Source organism: Pseudomonas sp. B35(2017), from assembly GCF_002113645.1.
In the GTDB taxonomy this organism is placed as follows: Bacteria; Pseudomonadota; Gammaproteobacteria; order Pseudomonadales; family Pseudomonadaceae; genus Aquipseudomonas; species Aquipseudomonas ekonensis.
Genome location: NZ_NEIZ01000005.1, coordinates 332,840 through 351,852, shown reverse-complemented (window position 1 = coordinate 351,852; position 19,013 = coordinate 332,840). Strand labels below are relative to the sequence as shown.

Below are 19,013 nucleotides of genomic sequence, written 5' to 3'. Positions count from 1 at the left end.
ACCCGAAACCGACCCCACCTCCCCCTACGAATCCCCCGACTCGCGCAAGCTCAACGAAGCCGCCGAGCGCGCCCTCGACCATTACCTCAACCCGACTGCCGTCCCCGGCTCTACGCTGAAGATCAGCAAGCTCTACGCCATCGCCCCCGCCGCCGACAACGAGGAACTGCTGGCCGACGCCTGCGAGACCCTGACCTCGGCCAAGGTCATGGCCAACAACTTTGCGGGGCTGCTGGACGGTCAGCACCGGCATACGGCGCAAGGCATCGCACAGCTGATCATGCTCGGCGAACTGGCGGTGAACCGGGTGCTGGACAGCCTGGAGCTGAAGGCCGACGCGGCCCTTTGAGCAGACGCAAAACCCTGTGGGAGCCAGCCTGCTGGCGATGGTGACGTATCAGCCGGTATCACATTCGACTGACCCACCGGTATCGCCAGCCTGCTGGCTCCCACAAAGACTCAGTCCTGCCACCGCTGGTCGTCTTCAAAAATATTTTTGATCAATCACCTTTCGCGACAACGCCTGCCGGGGTGATACCACTCGCCGGCCCAAACACGGCCGCAGACGGCGATTTTTTGCGCCGGCAAGCCCACCTCTAATACCACTTGAAACCACCCCGCCCAAACACCCCGAATCCACTGGCTTTATGGCCGATCCGGTGCGTTGACATGGTATTCAAGTGGTATTAGCTTCCGCCCCACAAGCGCACCACAACAACCCCAACCCGCGCCGGAAACCACCGCCATGAACGACCTCCACGCCCTGCGCCCCGACGAGGCCCAGCCGACGCCGCTGTACCTGCAACTGGCGCGCAACCTGGAAGCGGCCATCCATGCCGGCCAGTGGAAAGCCGAGCAGGCGATGCCGTCGGAGCGCAACTTAAGCGAGTCCTTGGGGATTTCCCGGGTGACCGCGCGCAAGGCCCTGGAAGTCCTGCTCGACCAAGGACTGATCCGCCGGCTGCAAGGCTCCGGCACTTTCATCACCCCGCGCCTCGAACAACCCCTGTCACGCCTGTCGGGCTTCAGCGAAATGCTCAGGCTCAAGGGTTTCGTGCCCAGCTCGCAGTGGCTGGAGCGGGACATCACCCTGCCGACCCACGAAGAACTGATCCGCCTCGGCCTGTCGCCCAACGACAAGGTGGCGCGGCTCAAGCGCCTGCGCAAAGCCGACGACACGGTGATGGCCATCGAGATGAGCACCCTGCCCGCCTCGATCATGCCCAAGCCCCAGGCCGTGGGCGATTCGCTCTACGAATACCTCGACGGCATCGGCAAGCCGATTGTCCGGGCGCTGCAGCACATCCAGGCGATCAACGCCTCTGACGAGTTCGCCGCGCTGGTCGGCATCGCCCCCGGCACCGCCATGCTGCTGATGACCCGGGTCGGCTACCTCGAAGACAACACGCCCATCGAAGTCACCGACACCTATTGCCGCAACGACTACTACGACTTTGTTGCAGAGCTTCGTAGATAAAAAAGCTGCGCCGTCAGGCAGCCGAACGAGAGACCCGAACATGTCCGAAGACAACATCCTCACCGCCCACGGCTGGGTCTGCGGCCGGCTGATCCACGCACACGGCAAGGTCGTGTCCATCGAGGGCGTGCCCTGCGATCCGGCCGACAACGACCTGCCTTACCTGCTGCCGGGCTTCATCGACCTGCACGTCCACGGCGGCGGCGGCAAGGACATCATGGAAGGCGCCGTGGCCTTCGAGACCATCACCAAGACCCACGTGCGCTTCGGCACCACGTCGCTGCTGGCCACCACCATGACCGCACCGAGCGCCGAGATCGCCAGCGTGCTGAAAGCGCTCGGCACGTTCTGCGAACAGCGGCCAAACAACGCCGCCCGGGTGCTTGGCGTGCACCTGGAAGGCCCTTACATCAACCCCGGCAAACTCGGCGCCCAGCCGAACTTCGCCCACACCGCGCTGATGGCCGAGGTCGAGCAATACCTGGCGCTGGCGCCAATCCGGGTGATCACCATCGCCCCGGAGATCGCCGGGCACGATGCGCTGATCCGCGCCTTGAGCGCCCGGGGCATCCGCCTGCAGATCGGCCATACCCTGGGCAGCTACGAGGAAGGCGTGGCGGCGCTGGAGGCCGGCGCCACCAGTTTCACCCACTTGTACAACGCCATGAGCCCGCTGCATCACCGCGAACCGGGGATCGTCGGCGCGGCGCTGGCCCACGCGAAGTTCGCCGAGCTGATCCCGGATCTGCTGCACGTGCACCCCGGTGCGATCCGCGTGGCCCTGCGCTCGATCCCGTGCCTGTACTGCGTCACCGACTCCACCGCCGCCGCCGGCATGCCCGACGGCGAGTACAAGCTGGGCAGCCACACCGTGACCAAGTGCCTGGGCGGCGTGCGCCTGCCGGACGGCACCCTGGCCGGCAGCACCCTGACCATGGATCAGGCCCTGCGCAACCTGGTGAAGATCGGCCTGCCGATCGCCGAAGCCTCGCAGCGCCTGTCGCAATTTCCCGCCGACTACCTCGGCATCACCGATCGCGGGCGCCTGCAACCGGGAGCCTGGGCCGACTGCGTGCGGCTGGACCGCTCGCTCACACTGACCGCCGTCATGGTCGAAGGAGAAGACATTGACTTCAAAAATGCTTGAAGAGGCGCTGTCCTCGCATGAAGCCGTGCAGGCGCAACTCAATCAGCTCGACGCAGCGATGACCGAGATCGCCGGACGCCTGCGCCGTCAGCCGCCGCAGGTGGCGATGACCGTGGCCCGCGGCAGTTCCGATCATGCGGCCAGCTACTTCGCCTACCTGACCATGCAGCAGCTGGGCATTCCGGTGGCCTCGCTGCCGATGTCGGTGGTGACCATGCAGCAGGCGCCGCTCAAGGTCAGCGGCCAGGTGGCGTTCGCGTTTTCCCAGTCGGGCCAGAGCCCGGATCTGGTCAACAGCCTGCGCCTGCTGCGCAAGCGCGGCGCCCTGAGCATCGCCATGGTCAACGCCGAAGCCTCGCCCCTGGAGGCCGCGTGCGAGTTCAGCCTGCCGTTGCTGGCGGGCACCGAAAGCAGCGTCGCCGCCACCAAGAGCTTCATCGCCACCCTCAGCGCCAGCGCCCGGCTGATCGGCCACTGGAAAGAGGATCCGGAACTGCTGGACGCCCACAACGCGCTGCCCGCCGGCCTGCGTGAGGCGGCGAAACAAGATTGGACCGTGGCCGTCGACGCCCTGCGCGACTGCGAGCGCCTGATGGTGATCGGCCGCGGCGCCGGTTTCGCCATCGCCCAGGAAGCCGCGCTGAAGTTCAAGGAAACCTCGGCGATCCAGGCCGAAGCCTTCAGCAGCGCCGAAGTGCGCCATGGGCCGATGGCCCTGATCGACGAGAACTACCCGTTGCTGGTGTTCGCCCCCCGCGGCGCCGAGCAGGCCGGCCTGCTGAGCCTGGCCGCCGACATGCGCCAGCGCGGCGCCCGCGTGCTGCTAGCCGCGCCGGACGACGTGACCGAACGCGACCTGACCCTGACCCGGGCCGAACACCCGGCCCTGGACCCGATCCTGGCCATCCAGAGCTTCTACGTGATGGCCGCCGGCCTGGCCGTGGCCCGGGGCATGGATCCGGACCAGCCGCGTCACCTGAGCAAAGTCACGCGCACCCACTGAGTCCGAACCGAACGTTTTCCTGATGAGACCGAGCCATGCACAACAACAATAAAGAGCTGACCTTAAGCGCCCCGCTCAGCGGCCCGGTGCTCACGCTCGCCAAAGTCCCGGACGCGGTGTTCGCCGGCGGCGCGATGGGCGACGGCATCGCCATCGATCCGCTGAACGACACCTTGCACTCACCGTGCGCAGGCGTGGTGATCCATGTCGCCCGCACCGGCCACGCGCTCACCGTGCGCGCCGACAACGGCGCCGAACTGCTGCTGCACCTGGGCCTGGACACGGTCGAGCTGCAGGGCGAAGGCTTTTCCGTGCTGGTCAAAGAAGGCGCCCGGGTCAGCAAGGGCCAGCCGCTGTTGCGCTATGACGTGGACAAGGTCGCACGCCGCTGCAAGAGCCTGGTGAGCCTGCTGATCCTGACCAACAGCGAGGATTTCCAGGCCCGGCCGATCACCCTCAAGCACGTGAAGGTGGGCGAGCCGCTGCTGCACATCATCGCCCGCACGCCTCAGGCGGCGAACACCGAGGAGCGTGAGGGCCCCGAGGTGCGCGCACAGGTGCGGGTCGCCCACCGCGGCGGCCTGCATGCGCGCCCGGCGGCGCTGATCCGCCAGACCGCGCAAGGGTTCCAGAGCCGCTCGCAACTGCACTTCGCCGGCAAGTCGGCGCCGTGCAACAGCCTCATCGGCCTGATGGGGCTGGCCGTCGGCGAACAGGATGAGGTGCAGGTGAGCTGTCAGGGGCCGGACGCCGACGCGGCGCTGCAAGCCCTGCTCGCCGCGCTGGCCACTGCCTTGCCGGAGGACCGACACGCCGCCGTGGCGCCGGCCAGCCACTCCGCGCCCAAGCGCCCGGCCGAGGCCGGCGTGCTGCAAGGCGTGTGCGCCGCGCCGGGGCTGGTCGACGGGCCGCTGTTCAAACTCAATGCCATCAGCCTGCCGCCCGACGCCGGCGGCCATGATCCCGCCGGCCAACGGCAAGCCTTCGATGCGTCCCTGAACCAGGTGCGCCAGGAGATCGACGGCACCCTCGCCCAGGCCAAAAGGCTCGGCAACACCGACGAAGAAGCGATCTTCGCCGCCCACCTGGCGCTGCTGGAAGACCCGGCCCTGCTCGACGCCGCTGCGCAGGCCATCGACGGCGGCAGCGCCGCGACCCATGCCTGGAGCCAGTCCATCGACGCGCAGTGCCAGGTGCTGCAACAGACCGGCAGCGCGCTGCTGGCCGAACGCGCCAACGACCTGCGCGACCTCCGGCAGCGGGTGCTGCGCGCCCTGCTCGGCGAGGCGTGGCATTACGACGTGCCCGCCGGCGCCATCGTCGCCGCCCACGAACTGACGCCTTCAGACCTGCTGCAACTGAGCGGCCAAGGCGTGGCCGGGCTGTGCATGGCCGAGGGCGGCGCCACCTCCCACGTGGCGATCCTTGCCCGGGGCAAAGGCCTGCCCTGCCTCGTCGCCCTGGGCGCTGCGCTGTTGGATCAGGAGCAAGGCCAAGCGGTGGTGCTGGATGCCGACGGCGGCCGTCTGGAGTTGGTGCCGGGCGCTGAGCGTCTGGCGCAGGTCGGGCAGATCCGCCAGGAGCGCCAAGAGCGCCGTGCCGCCCAACAGCTGCGCGCCCACCAACCCGCAGCGACCTTCGACGGCGTGTCCATCGACGTGGCGGCCAATGTCGCCTCCAGCGCCGAGGCGGCGGACGCCCTGGCCAACGGCGCCGACGGCGTCGGCCTGCTGCGCACCGAGTTCCTGTTCGTCGACCGCCACACCGCGCCGACCGAAGAGGAACAGCGCGCCGCCTATCAAGCCGTGCTCGACGCCATGGGCGACAAGCCGGTGATCATCCGCACCATCGACGTCGGCGGCGACAAACAGCTCGATTACCTGCCGTTGCCGCCGGAAGCCAACCCGGTGCTCGGCCTGCGCGGCATCCGCCTGGCCCAGGCCCGCCCCGAGATCCTCGACCAGCAATTGCGCGCCCTGCTGCAGACCCGCCCGCTGGAGCGCTGCCGGATCCTGTTGCCGATGGTCACCGAGGTCGACGAGCTGCTGCACATTCGCCGGCGCGTCGATGCCCTGTGCGGCGAACTGGGCATCGCCCGGCGCCCGGAGATCGGCGTGATGATCGAAGTCCCCGCCGCTGCGCTGCAAGCGGAACAACTGGCCGAGCACGCGGACTTCCTCTCCATCGGCACCAACGACCTGTCGCAGTACACCCTGGCCATGGACCGCGACCACGCGGGCCTCGCCGCGCGGGTCGATGCGCTGCACCCGGCGCTGCTGCGGCTGGTCGCCATGACCTGCGCAGGCGCGGCGGTGCACAAGCGCTGGGTCGGGGTCTGCGGCGCGCTGGCGTCGGATCCGCTGGCGACGCCGGTGCTGGTCGGGCTGGGCGTGCGCGAGCTGTCGGTGAGCCCGGTGCAGATCGGCGAGATCAAGGACCGCGTGCGTCAGGTGCAAGAAACCGAATGCCGACGCCTCGCCCACGACCTGCTCAAGCTGAGCAGCGCCGCGGCGGTGCGCCATGCCTGTCATCAACATTGGCCGCTGCGCTGACAACAACAAAAAGGACAAACGCCATGTACCAACTCTTCATCGAAGGCCTGCAACGCCTGGGCCGCGCCCTGATGCTGCCGATCGCGATCCTGCCGATCGCCGGCCTGCTGCTGCGCCTGGGCGACACTGACCTGCTGAACATCGCGATCATCCACGACGCCGGCCAAGTGATCTTCGCCAACCTGGCGATGATCTTCGCCATCGGCATCGCCGTCGGCTTCGCCCGCGACAACAACGGCACGGCGGGGCTGGCCGGGGTCATCGGCTACCTGGTGATGGTCTCGACCCTCAAGGTGCTCGACCCGAGCATCAACATGGGCATGCTCGCCGGAATCGTCAGCGGCCTGATGGCCGGCGCGCTGTACAACCGCTTCAAGGACATCAAGCTGCCGGAGTACCTGGCGTTCTTCGGCGGACGGCGCTTCGTGCCGATCGTCACCGGGTTCGCGGCGGTGGGCCTGGGCGTGCTGTTCGGCTATATCTGGCCGCCGATCCAGCACGGCATCAACGCCTTCGGCAGCCTGATGATGGAAAGCGGCAGCTTCGGCGCGTTTGTGTTCGGCGTGTTCAACCGCCTGCTGATCGTCACCGGCCTGCACCACATCCTCAACAACATGGCGTGGTTCGTGTTCGGCAACTTCACCGACCCGGCCACCGGGGCGCTGGTCACGGGCGACCTGTCGCGCTACTTCGCCGGCGACCCGAAGGGCGGCCAGTTCATGACCGGCATGTTCCCGATGATGATCTTCGGCCTGCCCGCCGCGTGCCTGGCGATGTACCGCAACGCCCTGCCGGAGCGGCGCAAGGTGATGGGCGGGATCTTCCTGTCGATGGCCCTGACCTCGTTCCTGACCGGCGTCACCGAGCCCATCGAATTCGCCTTCATGTTCCTCGCCCCGCTGCTGTACCTGCTGCATGCGCTGCTGACCGGGCTGTCGATGGCGATCACCAACGCGCTGAACATCCATCTGGGCTTCACCTTCTCCGGCGGCTTCATCGACATGGTGCTGGGCTGGGGCAAGTCAACCAACGGCTGGCTCGTGGTGCCGGTAGGGCTGGCGTATGCGGTGGTGTACTACGCCGTGTTCGATTTCTGCATCCGCCGCTTCAACCTGAAGACGCCGGGCCGTGAGGACGCGGTCGCCACGGACAAGGCGGCGATCGGCGAGAACGAGCGGGCCGGGGCCTACATCAAGGCGCTCGGCGGCGCCGCCAACCTGCTGACCGTCGGCGCCTGCACCACCCGCCTGCGCCTGGAGATGGTCGATCGCGACAAGGCCTCGGACGCTGACCTGAAGGCGCTGGGCGCCATGGCCGTGGTGCGTCCGGGCAAGGGCGGCAGTCTGCAGGTGGTGGTCGGGCCGCTGGCCGATAGCATTGCCGATGAGATCCGCCTGGCGATGCCGGCCTCCGGCTCTGGCCGGATGGCCGCTGCGGCAGCGGCCGTCGAGGCCCCTAGGCCCGTGGCCGTGGCCCCCGCTGAAGCCCTGCAATGGCTGGATGCCGTGGGCGGCAGTGACAATGTGCTGCAGCTGGACTGCATCGCCCTGACCCGGATCCGCCTGCAACTGGCCGACGGCAAAGGCTTGTCCGAGATCCGCCTGAAGGAACTGGGGTGCCTCGGGGTCAGCCAGTTGGAGGACGGCGTCTGGCATTTGCTGGCCGGGGAACGGGCGCCGGGCTTGAGCAAGGCGATCGAAGCGCTGGTCAGCCGCAGCGAGGTCAGCGCAAGGGTCTGAACCGGCGGCACTCAGGTGCGGTGCATCACGGGGAAGCCTTGACGACGAACGGCCTGGCCGGCGAGGCGCCCGTCGCGCTTTTCGCGGTCACGCTGTGCCGCCCCGCATCGAGCCCGGACAGACGGCACGACCACAGCCCGTTGATGCCGGCAAAGGCTTTCCCGGCCAGCACCTGGTTGTCGAAGATTCTGATGAGTTCGCTTCTGGCGCCGGTGCCATGGACGGTCACCACCGAGCGCAGGACTGCGTCCCCGTGCCCGATCTCATTGCCGTTGACGTCCTTCACCGACGTGATGGTGGGTGCCGAATGATGTGAAGCCATCACAGAGCTCCTTCTGGCCGACGTAGAGGAACGTCCATCAGACACGCTAACCGGCGAATGCGCCACTGTCAGAAATTACAGGTCGCCGGCTGAAGCCGGCCGCCGCGTCGCGATTTCAATCTGGACATCGCCTTCGCCAGACAGATCCATGAGGGCCCGATGCGCCCGCAACCTGAACCTGAGAGGCCTGACAGCCTTACGCCAGCCTCCATGGGGATCCGACCTTTGCCGCAGCAACAAAAAACCCGCTGAACGGACGTTCAGCGGGTTTTTCGTTTCGACCGCCAGAGGATCAGAAATCCTCCAGCCGCCACACCTCATAGGCCGGTGTCTCGTAGGGATGGCTGCCCTTGAGCGCCGCGACGGCGGCGTGGATCAGGTCATCCGCCACCACCAGCTCGACTTTCCATTCCTCGACCGTTTCAACCTGGCCCACCTGCCCGATGAACGGCCGGCTGCCGTCCAGCGCACGGAACTGGCCCCGGCCCAGCACTTGCCAGGCGCAGCTGTCGTACTGGCCGATGCGCCCGCCGCCGGCTGCGAAAACGGCGGTTTTCACCGTTTCCACATGGCTGTCGGGCACAAAGAAGGCGAGCTTGTGCACGGCCTCAGTTCACCCAGACGCGGGCGTTGCGGAACATGCGCATCCATGGCGCGTCTTCGTTCCAGTCGTCCGAACGCCACGAGTTCTGCACGGCGCGGAACACGCGTTCCGGGTGCGGCATCATGATCGTCACGCGGCCGTCGCGGCTGGTCAGGCCGGTGATCCCGCGCGGCGAGCCGTTCGGGTTGGCCGGGTAGGCTTCGGTGACCTTGCCGTGGTTGTCGACGAAACGCATGGCCACGCAACCGGACAGGTCGGCTTCGAGCAACGCCTCTTCGCTTTCGAATTCGGCATGGCCTTCGCCGTGGGCGATGGCGATCGGCATGCGCGAACCGGCCATGCCCTGCAGGAAGATCGAGTTCGACTCCTGGACCTGGACCATGGCCACCCGCGCCTCGAACTGCTCGGAACGGTTGCGCACGAAGTGCGGCCAGAACTCGCTGCCCGGAATCAGCTCGTGCAGGTTGGACATCATCTGGCAACCGTTGCACACGCCGAGGGTGAAGCTGTCGTTGCGCTCGAAGAAGCCCTGGAACGCGTCGCGGGCGCGGCTGTTGAACAGCGCCGACTTGGCCCAGCCTTCGCCGGCGCCCAGCACGTCACCGTAGGAGAAGCCGCCGCAGGCCACCAGGCCCTTGAACTCGTTCAGGTCGACGCGGCCGGCGAGGATGTCGCTCATGTGCACGTCGATCGCGCTGAAGCCGGCACGGTCGAACGCCGCCGCCATCTCCACCTGACCGTTGACGCCCTGCTCACGCAGCACGGCGACTTGCGGGCGGATGCCTTTCTTGATGTAAGGCGCGGCGATGTCCTGGTTGACGTCGAAGCTCAGCTTGACGCTCAGGCCCGGGTTGTCCTCTTCCAGCAGCGCGTCGAATTCCTGGTCGGCGCAGTCGGCGTTGTCGCGCAGGCGCTGGATCCGGTGGCTGGTCTCGGCCCACTGGCGCTGCAGCAGGCGGCGCTGGCCTTCGAACACGGTCTGGCCGTTGAACACGATGTTGACCTGGCCGTTGTTGATCGGCTGGCCGATCACCGACACGCAGTCGCCAAGGCCAGCGGCGCTGAACTGGGCGAGGATGTCGGCGGTGGCGTCCTGGCGCACCTGGATCACGGCGCCCAGCTCTTCGTTGAACAGGATCGCCGGGATTTCCGCCGCGGATTCGGCGACGCTGTCCAGGTTCAGGTTCAGGCCGCAGTGGCCGGCGAAGGCCATTTCCATCACGGTGGTCAGCAGGCCGCCGTCGGAGCGGTCATGGTAGGCCAGCAGGTGACCGTCGGCGTTGAGGCCCTGGATCACCGCGAAGAAGGCCTTGAGGTCTTCGGCGTCGTCGACGTCCGGCGCCTGCTTGCCGAGCTTGGCGTGCACCTGGGCGAGGATCGAGGCGCCCATGCGGTTCTGGCCGCGGCCGAGGTCGATCAGGATCAGGTCGGTGGTGCCTTTGTCCATGCGCAGCACCGGGGTCAGGGTCTGGCGGACGTCGAGCACCGGAGCGAAACCGGTCACGATCAGCGACATCGGCGAGGTGACGGTCTTGTCTTCGCCGTTGTCCTTCCAGCGGGTGGCCATGGACATGGAGTCCTTGCCCACCGGGATGGTGATGCCCAGCTCAGGGCACAGCTCCATGCCGACCGCCTTCACGGTGTCGTACAGGCGGGCGTCTTCGCCCGGATGGCCGGCGGCGGACATCCAGTTCGCCGACAGCTTGATGTCGGACAGCTTGCCGATGCGCGAGGCCGCGAGGTTGGTCAGGGTTTCGCCGATGGCCATACGGCCCGACGCCGGAGCGTCCAGCAGGGCCAGCGGAGTGCGCTCGCCCATCGCCATGGCTTCGCCGGTGTAGACGTCGAAGCTGGTGGCGGTGACGGCCACGTCGGCCACCGGCACCTGCCATGGGCCGACCATCTGGTCGCGGGCCACGAGGCCGGTGATGGTGCGGTCGCCGATGGTGATCAGGAAGCTCTTGCTGGCCACGGCCGGGTGATGCAGGACGCGCTCGATGGACTCGGCGACGTCGAGGGTCGACGGATCGAAGTCATCGCCCAGCTCGGCTTCGCGGGCCACCGAACGGTGCATGCGCGGCGGCTTGCCCAGCAGCACTTCCAGCGGCATGTCCACCGGGCTGTTGCCGAAGTGGCTGTCGGTGACGGTCAGTTGCGGTTCGGCGGTGGCTTCGCCGACCACGGCGAACGGGCAGCGCTCGCGCTCGCAGATCGCCTGGAAGCGTTCGAAGTCGGCAGGGCCTACGGCCAGCACGTAACGTTCCTGGGACTCGTTGCTCCAGATCTCGTGCGGGGCCATGCCCGGCTCGTCGTTCGGGATGTTGCGCAGTTCGAAGCGGCCGCCGCGGCCGCCGTCGTTGACCAGCTCAGGGAAGGCGTTGGACAGGCCGCCCGCGCCGACGTCGTGGATGAAGCTGATCGGGTTCTTGTCGCCCAGCTGCCAGCAGCGGTCGATGACCTCTTGGCAACGGCGCTCCATTTCCGGGTTTTCCCGCTGCACGGAAGCGAAGTCCAGGTCCGCCGAGCTGGTGCCGGTGGCCATGGAAGAGGCCGCGCCGCCGCCCAGGCCGATCAGCATCGCCGGGCCGCCGAGCACGATCAGCTTGGAGCCGACCACGATCTCGCCCTTCTGCACGTGCTGCTCGCGGATGTTGCCCATGCCGCCGGCCAGCATGATCGGCTTGTGGTAGCCGCGCACTTCGTCGCCGTGAGGCGTGGCGATCGACTGTTCGAAGGTACGGAAGTAGCCGGTCAGGGCCGGACGGCCGAATTCGTTGTTGAACGCGGCGCCGCCCAGCGGGCCTTCGATCATGATGTCCAGGGCGTTGACGATGCGCTCAGGCTTGCCGTACGGCACTTCCCACGGCTGTTCGAAGCCCGGGATCTGCAGGTTCGACACGGTGAAGCCGGTCAGGCCCGCCTTCGGCTTGGCGCCGCGGCCGGTGGCGCCTTCGTCGCGGATCTCGCCGCCGGAGCCGGTGGACGCGCCCGGGAACGGGGCGATCGCGGTCGGGTGGTTGTGGGTCTCGACCTTCATCAGGATGTGCACCGGCTCCTGCACCGCGCCGTAGCGGCGGGTCTCAGGATCGGGGAAGAAGCGGCCGGCCACGCTGCCGACGATCACCGAGGCGTTGTCCTTGTAGGCCGACAGGACGCCTTCGCTGTGCATCTGGTAGGTGTTCTTGATCATGCCGAACAGGCTTTTTTCCTGGCTCTCGCCGTCGATGTCCCAACTGGCGTTGAAGATCTTGTGACGGCAGTGCTCGGAGTTGGCCTGGGCGAACATCATCAGTTCGATGTCGTGCGGGTTGCGCTTGAGGCCGACGAAGGCGTTGACCAGGTAGTCGATCTCGTCTTCGGCCAGGGCCAGGCCCAGCTCGGTGTTGGCTTTCTCCAGCGCGGCGCGGCCGCCGCCGAGGATGTCGACGGCGCTCAGCGGCTTGGGCTCGGCGTGGCTGAACAGACCGGCAGCCTGCTCCAGGTTGCCCAGGACGATCTGGGTCATGCGGTCGTGCAGGGCGTCCGAGATCAGCTGCGCCTCGGCGTCGTTGAACTGGCCGGCCACGTAGAACGCGATGCCGCGCTCCAGGCGCTGGACCTTGCCCAGGCCGCAGTTGCGGGCGATGTCGCTGGCCTTGCTCGACCAGGGCGAGATGGTGCCGAAACGCGGCAGCACCAGGAACAGACGGCCGGTCGGCTCTTGTACCGGAACGCTTGGGCCGTATTTCAGAAGGCGCGCAAGCACCTGCTGTTCGTCGCCGGTCAGGACGCCGGTGACTTCGGCGAAGTGAGCGAATTCAGCATACAGGCCACTGACAGCCGGAACCTTCTGGCTCAGTTGCTCAAGGAGTTTGCTGTGGCGAAAGGCAGAAAGGGCAGGAGCGCCGCGCAGGATCAACATCTTCGGGACAGCCTCGGGAAGGGGTGTGCTTTGAGGCCGTGCATTCTAGCCTAAAACCGCCTCCAACATCACCCGAAACGCTACACACGGTAGCACCCGTGAAAAGCCCGCCGTTCCTGCCTTCGAGGTCAAATTCCGGCATGGCGGGACACGCCCCCACCCATGCTGTAACAAATTGCCGCAAGAGCCCGTTCCCGTGGGGCTGCGGGCGGTTTTCAGGGCTCTATCAGACAACCCTTCGACTGTCGAGATATGGCGCTCACGGTCCTTTGCGTATACTGCGCACATGTTTTTCCCAACGGCTTTGCGTCCGCGATACGCCAAATGGCTGATCGCCACCGGACTCTTCCTGATGCTCAGTGGCTGTGTTGACAAACCCAACACCCTGGAGCGCGTAAAGGAGGACGGCGTGCTGCGGGTCATCACCCGTAACAGCCCCGCCACCTACTTTCAGGATCGCAGCGGTGAAACCGGCTTCGAATACGAGCTGGTGAAGCGCTTCGCCGACGATTTGGGGGTCGAGCTGAAGATCGAGACCGCCGACAACCTCGACGACCTGTTCGACCAGGTCGGCAAGCCCAACGGCCCGGTGCTGGCCGCCGCCGGCCTGGTCAGCAGCGAACAGCGCACCAAGCAGGTGCGGTTCTCCCACCCCTATCTCGAAGTCACCCCGCAGGTCATCTACCGCAACGGCCAATCGCGCCCCACCGAACCGGGCGACCTGGTCGGCAGGAAGATCATGGTGCTCAAGGGCAGCACCCACGCCGAGCAATTGGCCGAGCTGAAGCGCAAGTACCCCGGCATCGAATACGAAGAGTCGGACGCCGTCGAGGTGGTCGATCTGCTGCGCATGGTCGACGAAGGCCAGATCGACCTGACCCTGGTCGACTCCAACGAAGTGGCGATGAACCAGGTGTACTTCACCAACGTGCGCGTGGCCTTCGACCTGGGCGACGCCCGCAGCCAGAGCTGGGCGGTGGCGGCCGGCGAAGACAACAGCCTGCTCAACGAGATCAACGCCTACCTCGACAAGGCCCAGAAGAACGGTACCCTGCAGCGCCTCAAGGACCGCTACTACGGCCACGTCGACGTCCTCGGCTACATGGGCGCCACCACCTTCGCCCAGCACCTGCAGCAGCGCCTGCCCAAATACGAACAGCACTTCAAGACCTACGCCAAGAAAGAGAAGGTCGACTGGCGCCTGCTGGCCGCCATCGGCTATCAGGAATCGCTGTGGCAACCGGCGGTCACCTCCAAGACCGGCGTGCGCGGCCTGATGATGCTGACCCAGAACACGGCCCAGGCCATGGGCGTGTCCAACCGCCTGGATCCCAAGCAAAGCATCATGGGCGGCGCCAAGTACCTGGCCTACATGAAGGACCAGCTCGACGAATCGATCCAGGAACCGGACCGCACCTGGTTCGCCCTGGCGGCCTACAACGTCGGCATCGGCCACCTCGACGACGCGCGCAAGCTGGCCTCCCGCGAGGGCCTGAGCCCGGACAAATGGCTGGACGTGAAGAAGATGCTGCCGCGCCTGTCGCAGAAGCAGTGGTACAGCAAGACCCGCTACGGCTACGCCCGGGGCGGCGAGCCGGTGCACTTCGTGGCGAACATCCGCCGCTACTACGACATCCTCACCTGGGTGACCCAGCCGCAGCTTGAAGGCACGCAAGTGGCCGAGGGCAACCTGCACGTGCCGGGCATCGACAAGTCCAAGCCGGCGCAGGAACCTGCGCCGCTCTGACCCCGGCCCGGTGCGTCAGCGGCGCTTTGGCTGACACTATCGCCAGCAGGCTGGCTCCCACCTTGTCTTGCGGTCACCGCAGATCCTGCATCCACCCTAGCCCCCCCTGTAGGAGCCAGCCTGCTGGCGATTGCAGCCACCTTGTCTTGCGGTCACCGCAGATCCTGCATCCACCCAAGCCCCTTTGTGGGAGCCAGCCTGCTGGCGATTGCGGCCAGCGCAAGACAAGGCAGGAACGGCGGTGCTCAGGCCTTGGCGGCAGCCAGGATCAGCGCCTTCATTTCGGACACGGCGGACTTGAAGCCGACGAACAGCGCATGGGCCACCAGCGCATGGCCGATGTTCAGCTCGTTGATGCCCTTGATCGCCGCGACCGCCTCGACGTTGTGGTAGTGCAGGCCGTGGCCGGCGTTGACGATCAGCCCCTGGGCCAGACCGAACGCCACGCCGTCGGCCACGCGCTTGAGCTCCTCGGCCACATCCGCCGGGGTTTCGGCGTCGGCATAGCGCCCGGTGTGCAGTTCGATGGCCGGTGCGCCCACCCGCTTGGAGGCGGCGATCTGCCGCTCGTCGGCGTCGATGAACAGCGACACTTCGCTGCCGATCTTCGACAGGCGCTCCACCGCCGCCTTGATCCGCGCCTCTTGCCCGGCCACATCGAGGCCGCCTTCGGTGGTCAGTTCCTGGCGGGTTTCCGGCACCAGGCAGATGTGCGCCGGACGGATGCGCTCGGCGAACGCCATCATTTCCTCGGTGACGCCCATTTCGAAGTTCATGCGGGTCTGCAGCACGTCCTTGAGCAGCAGCACGTCGCGCTCCTGGATGTGCCGGCGGTCTTCGCGCAGGTGCACGGTGATCCCGTCGGCGCCCGCCTCTTCCGCGTCCAGCGCCGCCTTGACCGGATCCGGGTAACGCGTGCCGCGGGCCTGGCGCAGGGTGGCGACGTGGTCGATGTTCACGCCGAGAAGAATGCGATTGCTGGTGGTCACGGATGCGCTCCTGAATTGAGGGATTCGGCGCACAGCATACGGGCTGATCAGGACTTGCGAAACAGCTCGCGGCTGACCAGGGGACGGCCGCCCAGGTGAACGGCCAGGGCCTGGCGCATCAGGCGCTTGGCGGCCGACAGCGCACCGGGCGCCGACCAGTCGGCGTCGGCCATGGCCAGCAGTTCGTTGCCGTTGAACAGCCCCGGCTGCAGCAGGTGCACCCGTTCGAGGCCGGCGTCCACCTGCAGGCGGTAGAGCCCGTCCGGGGCGATGGGCTCGCCGTGGATATCGACGTTCAGCGCGAAGCCGTAGCCCAGGTCATCGATCAGGCGCCATTCGAACGAACGCAGCAGCGGCTCCAGCGGCCGGCCTTCGGCCAGGGCCAGCAGCGTGGCGGCGTAGTGATCGAACACCGACGGATGCGGGACTTCGGCGGGCAGCAGGCGGATCAGCAGTTCGTTGAGGTAGAGGCCGCTGAACAGCGCCTCGCCGTTGAGCCAGACGGCGGTGCCGGCGCTCTCCATGCGTCCGACGTTCTTCAGCTCACCGCGCCCGCGGAACTCGACCTCCAGCGGCACGAACGGCCGCGCCAGCGTGCCGGCCTTGCCCCGCGCACCGCGCAGCACCGCCCGCAGCCGGCCTTGCGGCGTGAGGAAATCCACCAGCGCGCTGGTTTCGCGGTAGGCGCGCGAATGCAGGACGTAGGCAGGCTGGGCGGGAGGCGGAGTGTGCGACATGGGGACCTTATGCGAAAACGCGGTTGTTCACATGGCCAAAATCACTGTGGGAGCGAACTCGCCCGCAAATGCAGCGTATCAGTCGACCGACGCTTTGACTGATCCATCGCATCCGCGGGCAAGCCCGCTCCCACAGAAGGGGTTGCGGCGCAGCGCAAGCCCAGGGCTTACAGGTCGCCGTAGCCCAGCGAACGCAGTGCGCGCTCGTCGTCGGACCAGCCGCCCTTCACCTTCACCCACAGGTTGAGCATGACCTTGGAGTCGAACAGCAGCTCCATGTCCTTGCGCGCCTCGGTGCCGATGCGTTTGATGCGCTCGCCCTTGTCGCCGATGATGATTTTCTTCTGGCCGTCGCGCTCGACCAGAATCAGGCCGTGGATGTGCAGGGTCTTGCCCTGCTGCTTGAACTCTTCGATCTCCACGGTGATCTGGTACGGCAGCTCGGCACCCAACTGACGCATGATCTTCTCGCGGATCAGCTCGGCGGCGAGGAAACGGCTGCTGCGGTCGGTGATCTGGTCTTCCGGGAAGAAGTGATCGTTTTCCGGGAGGTGGTCGGCGATGACCTTTTCCAGCGCGTCGAGGTTGTGCCCGTGCTGCGCCGAGATCGGGATGATCTGCGCATTCGGCAGCTGTTCCTGCAGCCAGGACAGGTGCGGCATCAGCTCGGCCTTGTCCTCGATGCGGTCGGTCTTGTTCAGCGCGACGATCAGGGGGCCGGTCACGAACTGCACGCGTTCGAGCACCATCTGGTCCTCTTCGGTCCACTTGGTGCGGTCGACCACGAAGATCACCACGTCGACGTCTTTCAACGCCGCCGAGGCGGTCTTGTTCATGTAGCGGTTCAGGGCCTTTTCGCCGCCCTTGTGCATGCCGGGGGTGTCGACGTAGATCGCCTGCACGTCACCCTCGGTCTTGATGCCGAGCATGTTGTGGCGGGTGGTCTGCGGCTTGCGCGAGGTGATCGCCAGCTTCTGGCCGAGGATGTGGTTGAGCAGCGTGGACTTGCCCACGTTGGGGCGGCCGACGATGGCGACATAGCCACAGCGTGTTGCGGTTGATTCAGTCATTGCCATTCTCCACGCCCAGGGCGATCAGTGCGGCGGCGGCGGCCACCTGTTCGGCGATCCGGCGGCTCACGCCTTGCCCGCGGCTCTTTTCGTTCAACAGGACAACTTCGCACTCGACGAAGAAGGTTCGGCAGTGCGGCTCGCCCTGGATGTCCACCACCTCGTAGCGCGGCAGTTCGCAGCTGCGCGACTGCAGGAATTCCTGCAGACGGGTCTTGGGATCCTTGTTGGTGTCCACCAGCGTCAGGCCCTCGAACTCGCCGGCCAGCCAGGCCAGCACGCGCTCGCGGGCCGTTTCCATGCCGGCGTCGAGGTAGATCGCGCCGATCAGGGCTTCGAGGGCGTCGGCCAGGATCGATTCGCGGCGGAACCCGCCGCTCTTCAGCTCGCCGGAGCCCAGGCGCAGGTAGTCGCCCAGGTCGAAGCCACGGGCCAGCACGGCCAGGGTCTCGCCCTTCACCAGCCGGGCGCGAAGACGCGACAGCTGGCCTTCACGGGCCAGCGGGAAGCGCTCGAACAGCGCCTCGCCTGCGACGAAGTTGAGGATCGCATCGCCGAGGAATTCCAGACGCTCGTTGTTGCGTCCGGCAAAGCTGCGGTGCGTGAGGGCCAGGACCATCAGTTCCTGGTCCTTGAAGGTGTATCCGAGCTTGCGCTCCAGACGGCTCAAAGAAACGCTCACGGTTTACCCACGCTGAGTTCGTGGCTGGACTCCACCGCCATCGCCGGATTGCGGCGCAGGCCTGGAACAATTAACGCTGTGTTCAAATATAACGTCCTGACTATCGTTGGCTTCATGCCCCGGGCCGATTGTGCCGGCGCCAGAAATGCATTCGGCGCTGTGGTCAACAGCGCCGTGTGTGATTACTTGATCAGGCCGACCCGCGAGAAGTTCGGCAGGTGGCTGAGTTTCGGTTCCGGCCAGCTCATCCAGACCGCGAAGGCCTTGCCGACGATGTTGCGGTCGGGGACCATGCCCAGGAGATCCTTCGGAATGCTCGGATCGTCCCAGTAGCGGCTGTCGTTGGAGTTGTCGCGGTTGTCGCCCATCATGAAGTAGTGCCCGGCCGGCACGGTCCACGAACGGTCCGGCGTGGCGCGGTAACGGCTCATTTCCTTGCGGATCAGGTGCTCGGCGGCACCGAGCTTTTCCTTGTACAGCTCGGCGCTGCCCAGGGTGCCCGGCTCGGAGCCGACCAGTTGCTCGGCCACCGACTCGCCGTTGACGAACAGGCGCTTGTCGGCGGTGTAGCGCACCGTGTCGCCCGGCAGGCCGACCACACGCTTGATGTAGTTGACGTTCGGGTCGCTCGGGTAGCGGAACACCATCACATCGCCCCGCTGCGGGTCGCCGACCTCGATGACCTTCTTGTCGATCACCGGCAGGCGGATGCCGTAGGAGAACTTGTTCACCAGGATGAAGTCGCCGACGTCCAGGGTCGGTTTCATCGAGCCGGACGGGATCTGGAACGGTTCCACCAGGAACGAACGCAGCACCAGCACGATGAACAGCACCGGAAAGAACGACTTGCCGTACTCGACCAGCAGCGGCTCCTTGTTCAGCTTCTCCAGCACCACACCGTCAGGCTGGCTGACGCTGCCCTGGTAGGAAGCGATGGCAGCACGCCGACGCGGTGCCAGGATCAACAGATCGAGCAACGCCAACAGGCCGCAGACGAACACGGCGATGACCAGCAACAGCGGGAAATTTAGTGACATAGGACC

The 19,013-nt window shown here is 66.5% G+C and carries 15 protein-coding genes; 7 read left to right on the top strand and 8 right to left on the bottom strand.

What is annotated here, in order from left to right; all coding sequences use genetic code 11:
* The 6 genes from CAG41_RS12765 to nagE all read left to right on the top strand — a co-directional run.
* On the top strand, nt 1-349 hold a 349-nt coding region (locus CAG41_RS12765; RefSeq protein WP_085707071.1), incomplete at its 5' end, for a DUF6124 family protein.
* 396 nt (nt 350-745) lie between these two features.
* Nucleotides 746-1,477 (top strand): GntR family transcriptional regulator, encoded by a 732-nt coding sequence (locus CAG41_RS12760; RefSeq protein WP_085578874.1) that lies wholly within the window; start codon nt 746-748, stop codon nt 1,475-1,477.
* A gap of 40 nt (nt 1,478-1,517) precedes the next feature.
* On the top strand, nt 1,518-2,624 hold the full coding sequence (gene nagA, locus CAG41_RS12755; protein ID WP_085707070.1) for an N-acetylglucosamine-6-phosphate deacetylase: 1,107 nt from the start codon (nt 1,518-1,520) through the stop codon (nt 2,622-2,624).
* Nucleotides 2,605-3,627 carry an SIS domain-containing protein gene (locus tag CAG41_RS12750; protein WP_139831523.1) on the top strand — a complete coding sequence of 341 codons (1,023 nt, stop codon included), beginning with the start codon at nt 2,605-2,607 and terminating at the stop codon, nt 3,625-3,627. Before nagA ends, CAG41_RS12750 begins: the two co-directional genes overlap by 20 nt.
* A gap of 35 nt (nt 3,628-3,662) precedes the next feature.
* Complete coding sequence (gene ptsP, locus CAG41_RS12745; protein ID WP_085578868.1) at nt 3,663-6,179, top strand: phosphoenolpyruvate--protein phosphotransferase; 2,517 nt, start codon at nt 3,663-3,665, stop codon at nt 6,177-6,179.
* A gap of 23 nt (nt 6,180-6,202) precedes the next feature.
* Complete coding sequence (gene nagE, locus CAG41_RS12740) at nt 6,203-7,918, top strand: N-acetylglucosamine-specific PTS transporter subunit IIBC (RefSeq protein WP_085578866.1); 1,716 nt, start codon at nt 6,203-6,205, stop codon at nt 7,916-7,918.
* A gap of 25 nt (nt 7,919-7,943) precedes the next feature.
* On the opposite strand, the gene CAG41_RS12735 is transcribed toward nagE, so the two are convergent.
* The 3 genes from CAG41_RS12735 to purL form a co-directional block, all read right to left on the bottom strand.
* Nucleotides 7,944-8,240: a hypothetical protein gene (locus tag CAG41_RS12735; protein WP_085578864.1), complete on the bottom strand. Its 297-nt coding sequence runs from the start codon at nt 8,238-8,240 to the stop codon at nt 7,944-7,946.
* 292 nt (nt 8,241-8,532) lie between these two features.
* A complete protein-coding gene (locus CAG41_RS12730) occupies nt 8,533-8,844 on the bottom strand; it encodes a YqfO family protein (protein ID WP_085578862.1) in 312 nt (103 codons plus the stop codon).
* Nucleotides 8,845-8,848: 4 nt separating this feature from the next.
* Nucleotides 8,849-12,745 (bottom strand): phosphoribosylformylglycinamidine synthase, encoded by a 3,897-nt coding sequence (gene purL, locus CAG41_RS12725; RefSeq protein WP_085631609.1) that lies wholly within the window; start codon nt 12,743-12,745, stop codon nt 8,849-8,851.
* 286 nt (nt 12,746-13,031) lie between these two features.
* Between purL and mltF the strand changes: the two genes are divergently transcribed.
* Nucleotides 13,032-14,492: a membrane-bound lytic murein transglycosylase MltF gene (mltF, locus tag CAG41_RS12720; RefSeq protein WP_085578858.1), complete on the top strand. Its 1,461-nt coding sequence runs from the start codon at nt 13,032-13,034 to the stop codon at nt 14,490-14,492.
* A gap of 245 nt (nt 14,493-14,737) precedes the next feature.
* Here the strand turns inward: mltF and pdxJ are convergent, their stop codons facing one another.
* From pdxJ to lepB, 5 genes are all read right to left on the bottom strand, one after another.
* The gene (pdxJ, locus tag CAG41_RS12715; RefSeq protein WP_085631611.1) at nt 14,738-15,481 is read right to left on the bottom strand and encodes a pyridoxine 5'-phosphate synthase; all 744 of its coding nucleotides are present in this window, start codon (nt 15,479-15,481) and stop codon (nt 14,738-14,740) included.
* A gap of 47 nt (nt 15,482-15,528) precedes the next feature.
* Nucleotides 15,529-16,218 (bottom strand): DNA repair protein RecO, encoded by a 690-nt coding sequence (recO, locus tag CAG41_RS12710; protein WP_085707069.1) that lies wholly within the window; start codon nt 16,216-16,218, stop codon nt 15,529-15,531.
* A 167-nt stretch (nt 16,219-16,385) separates the two neighbouring features.
* The gene (era, locus tag CAG41_RS12705) at nt 16,386-17,288 is read right to left on the bottom strand and encodes a GTPase Era (RefSeq protein ID WP_085578852.1); all 903 of its coding nucleotides are present in this window, start codon (nt 17,286-17,288) and stop codon (nt 16,386-16,388) included.
* The gene (gene rnc / locus CAG41_RS12700) at nt 17,281-17,970 is read right to left on the bottom strand and encodes a ribonuclease III (RefSeq protein ID WP_085578849.1); all 690 of its coding nucleotides are present in this window, start codon (nt 17,968-17,970) and stop codon (nt 17,281-17,283) included. The genes era and rnc overlap by 8 nt, the downstream gene beginning before the upstream one ends.
* A 182-nt stretch (nt 17,971-18,152) precedes the next feature.
* Nucleotides 18,153-19,007, bottom strand: a complete 855-nt coding sequence (gene lepB / locus CAG41_RS12695) for a signal peptidase I (RefSeq protein WP_085578847.1) — start codon at nt 19,005-19,007, stop codon at nt 18,153-18,155.
* Nucleotides 19,008-19,013 lie beyond the last annotated feature (6 nt).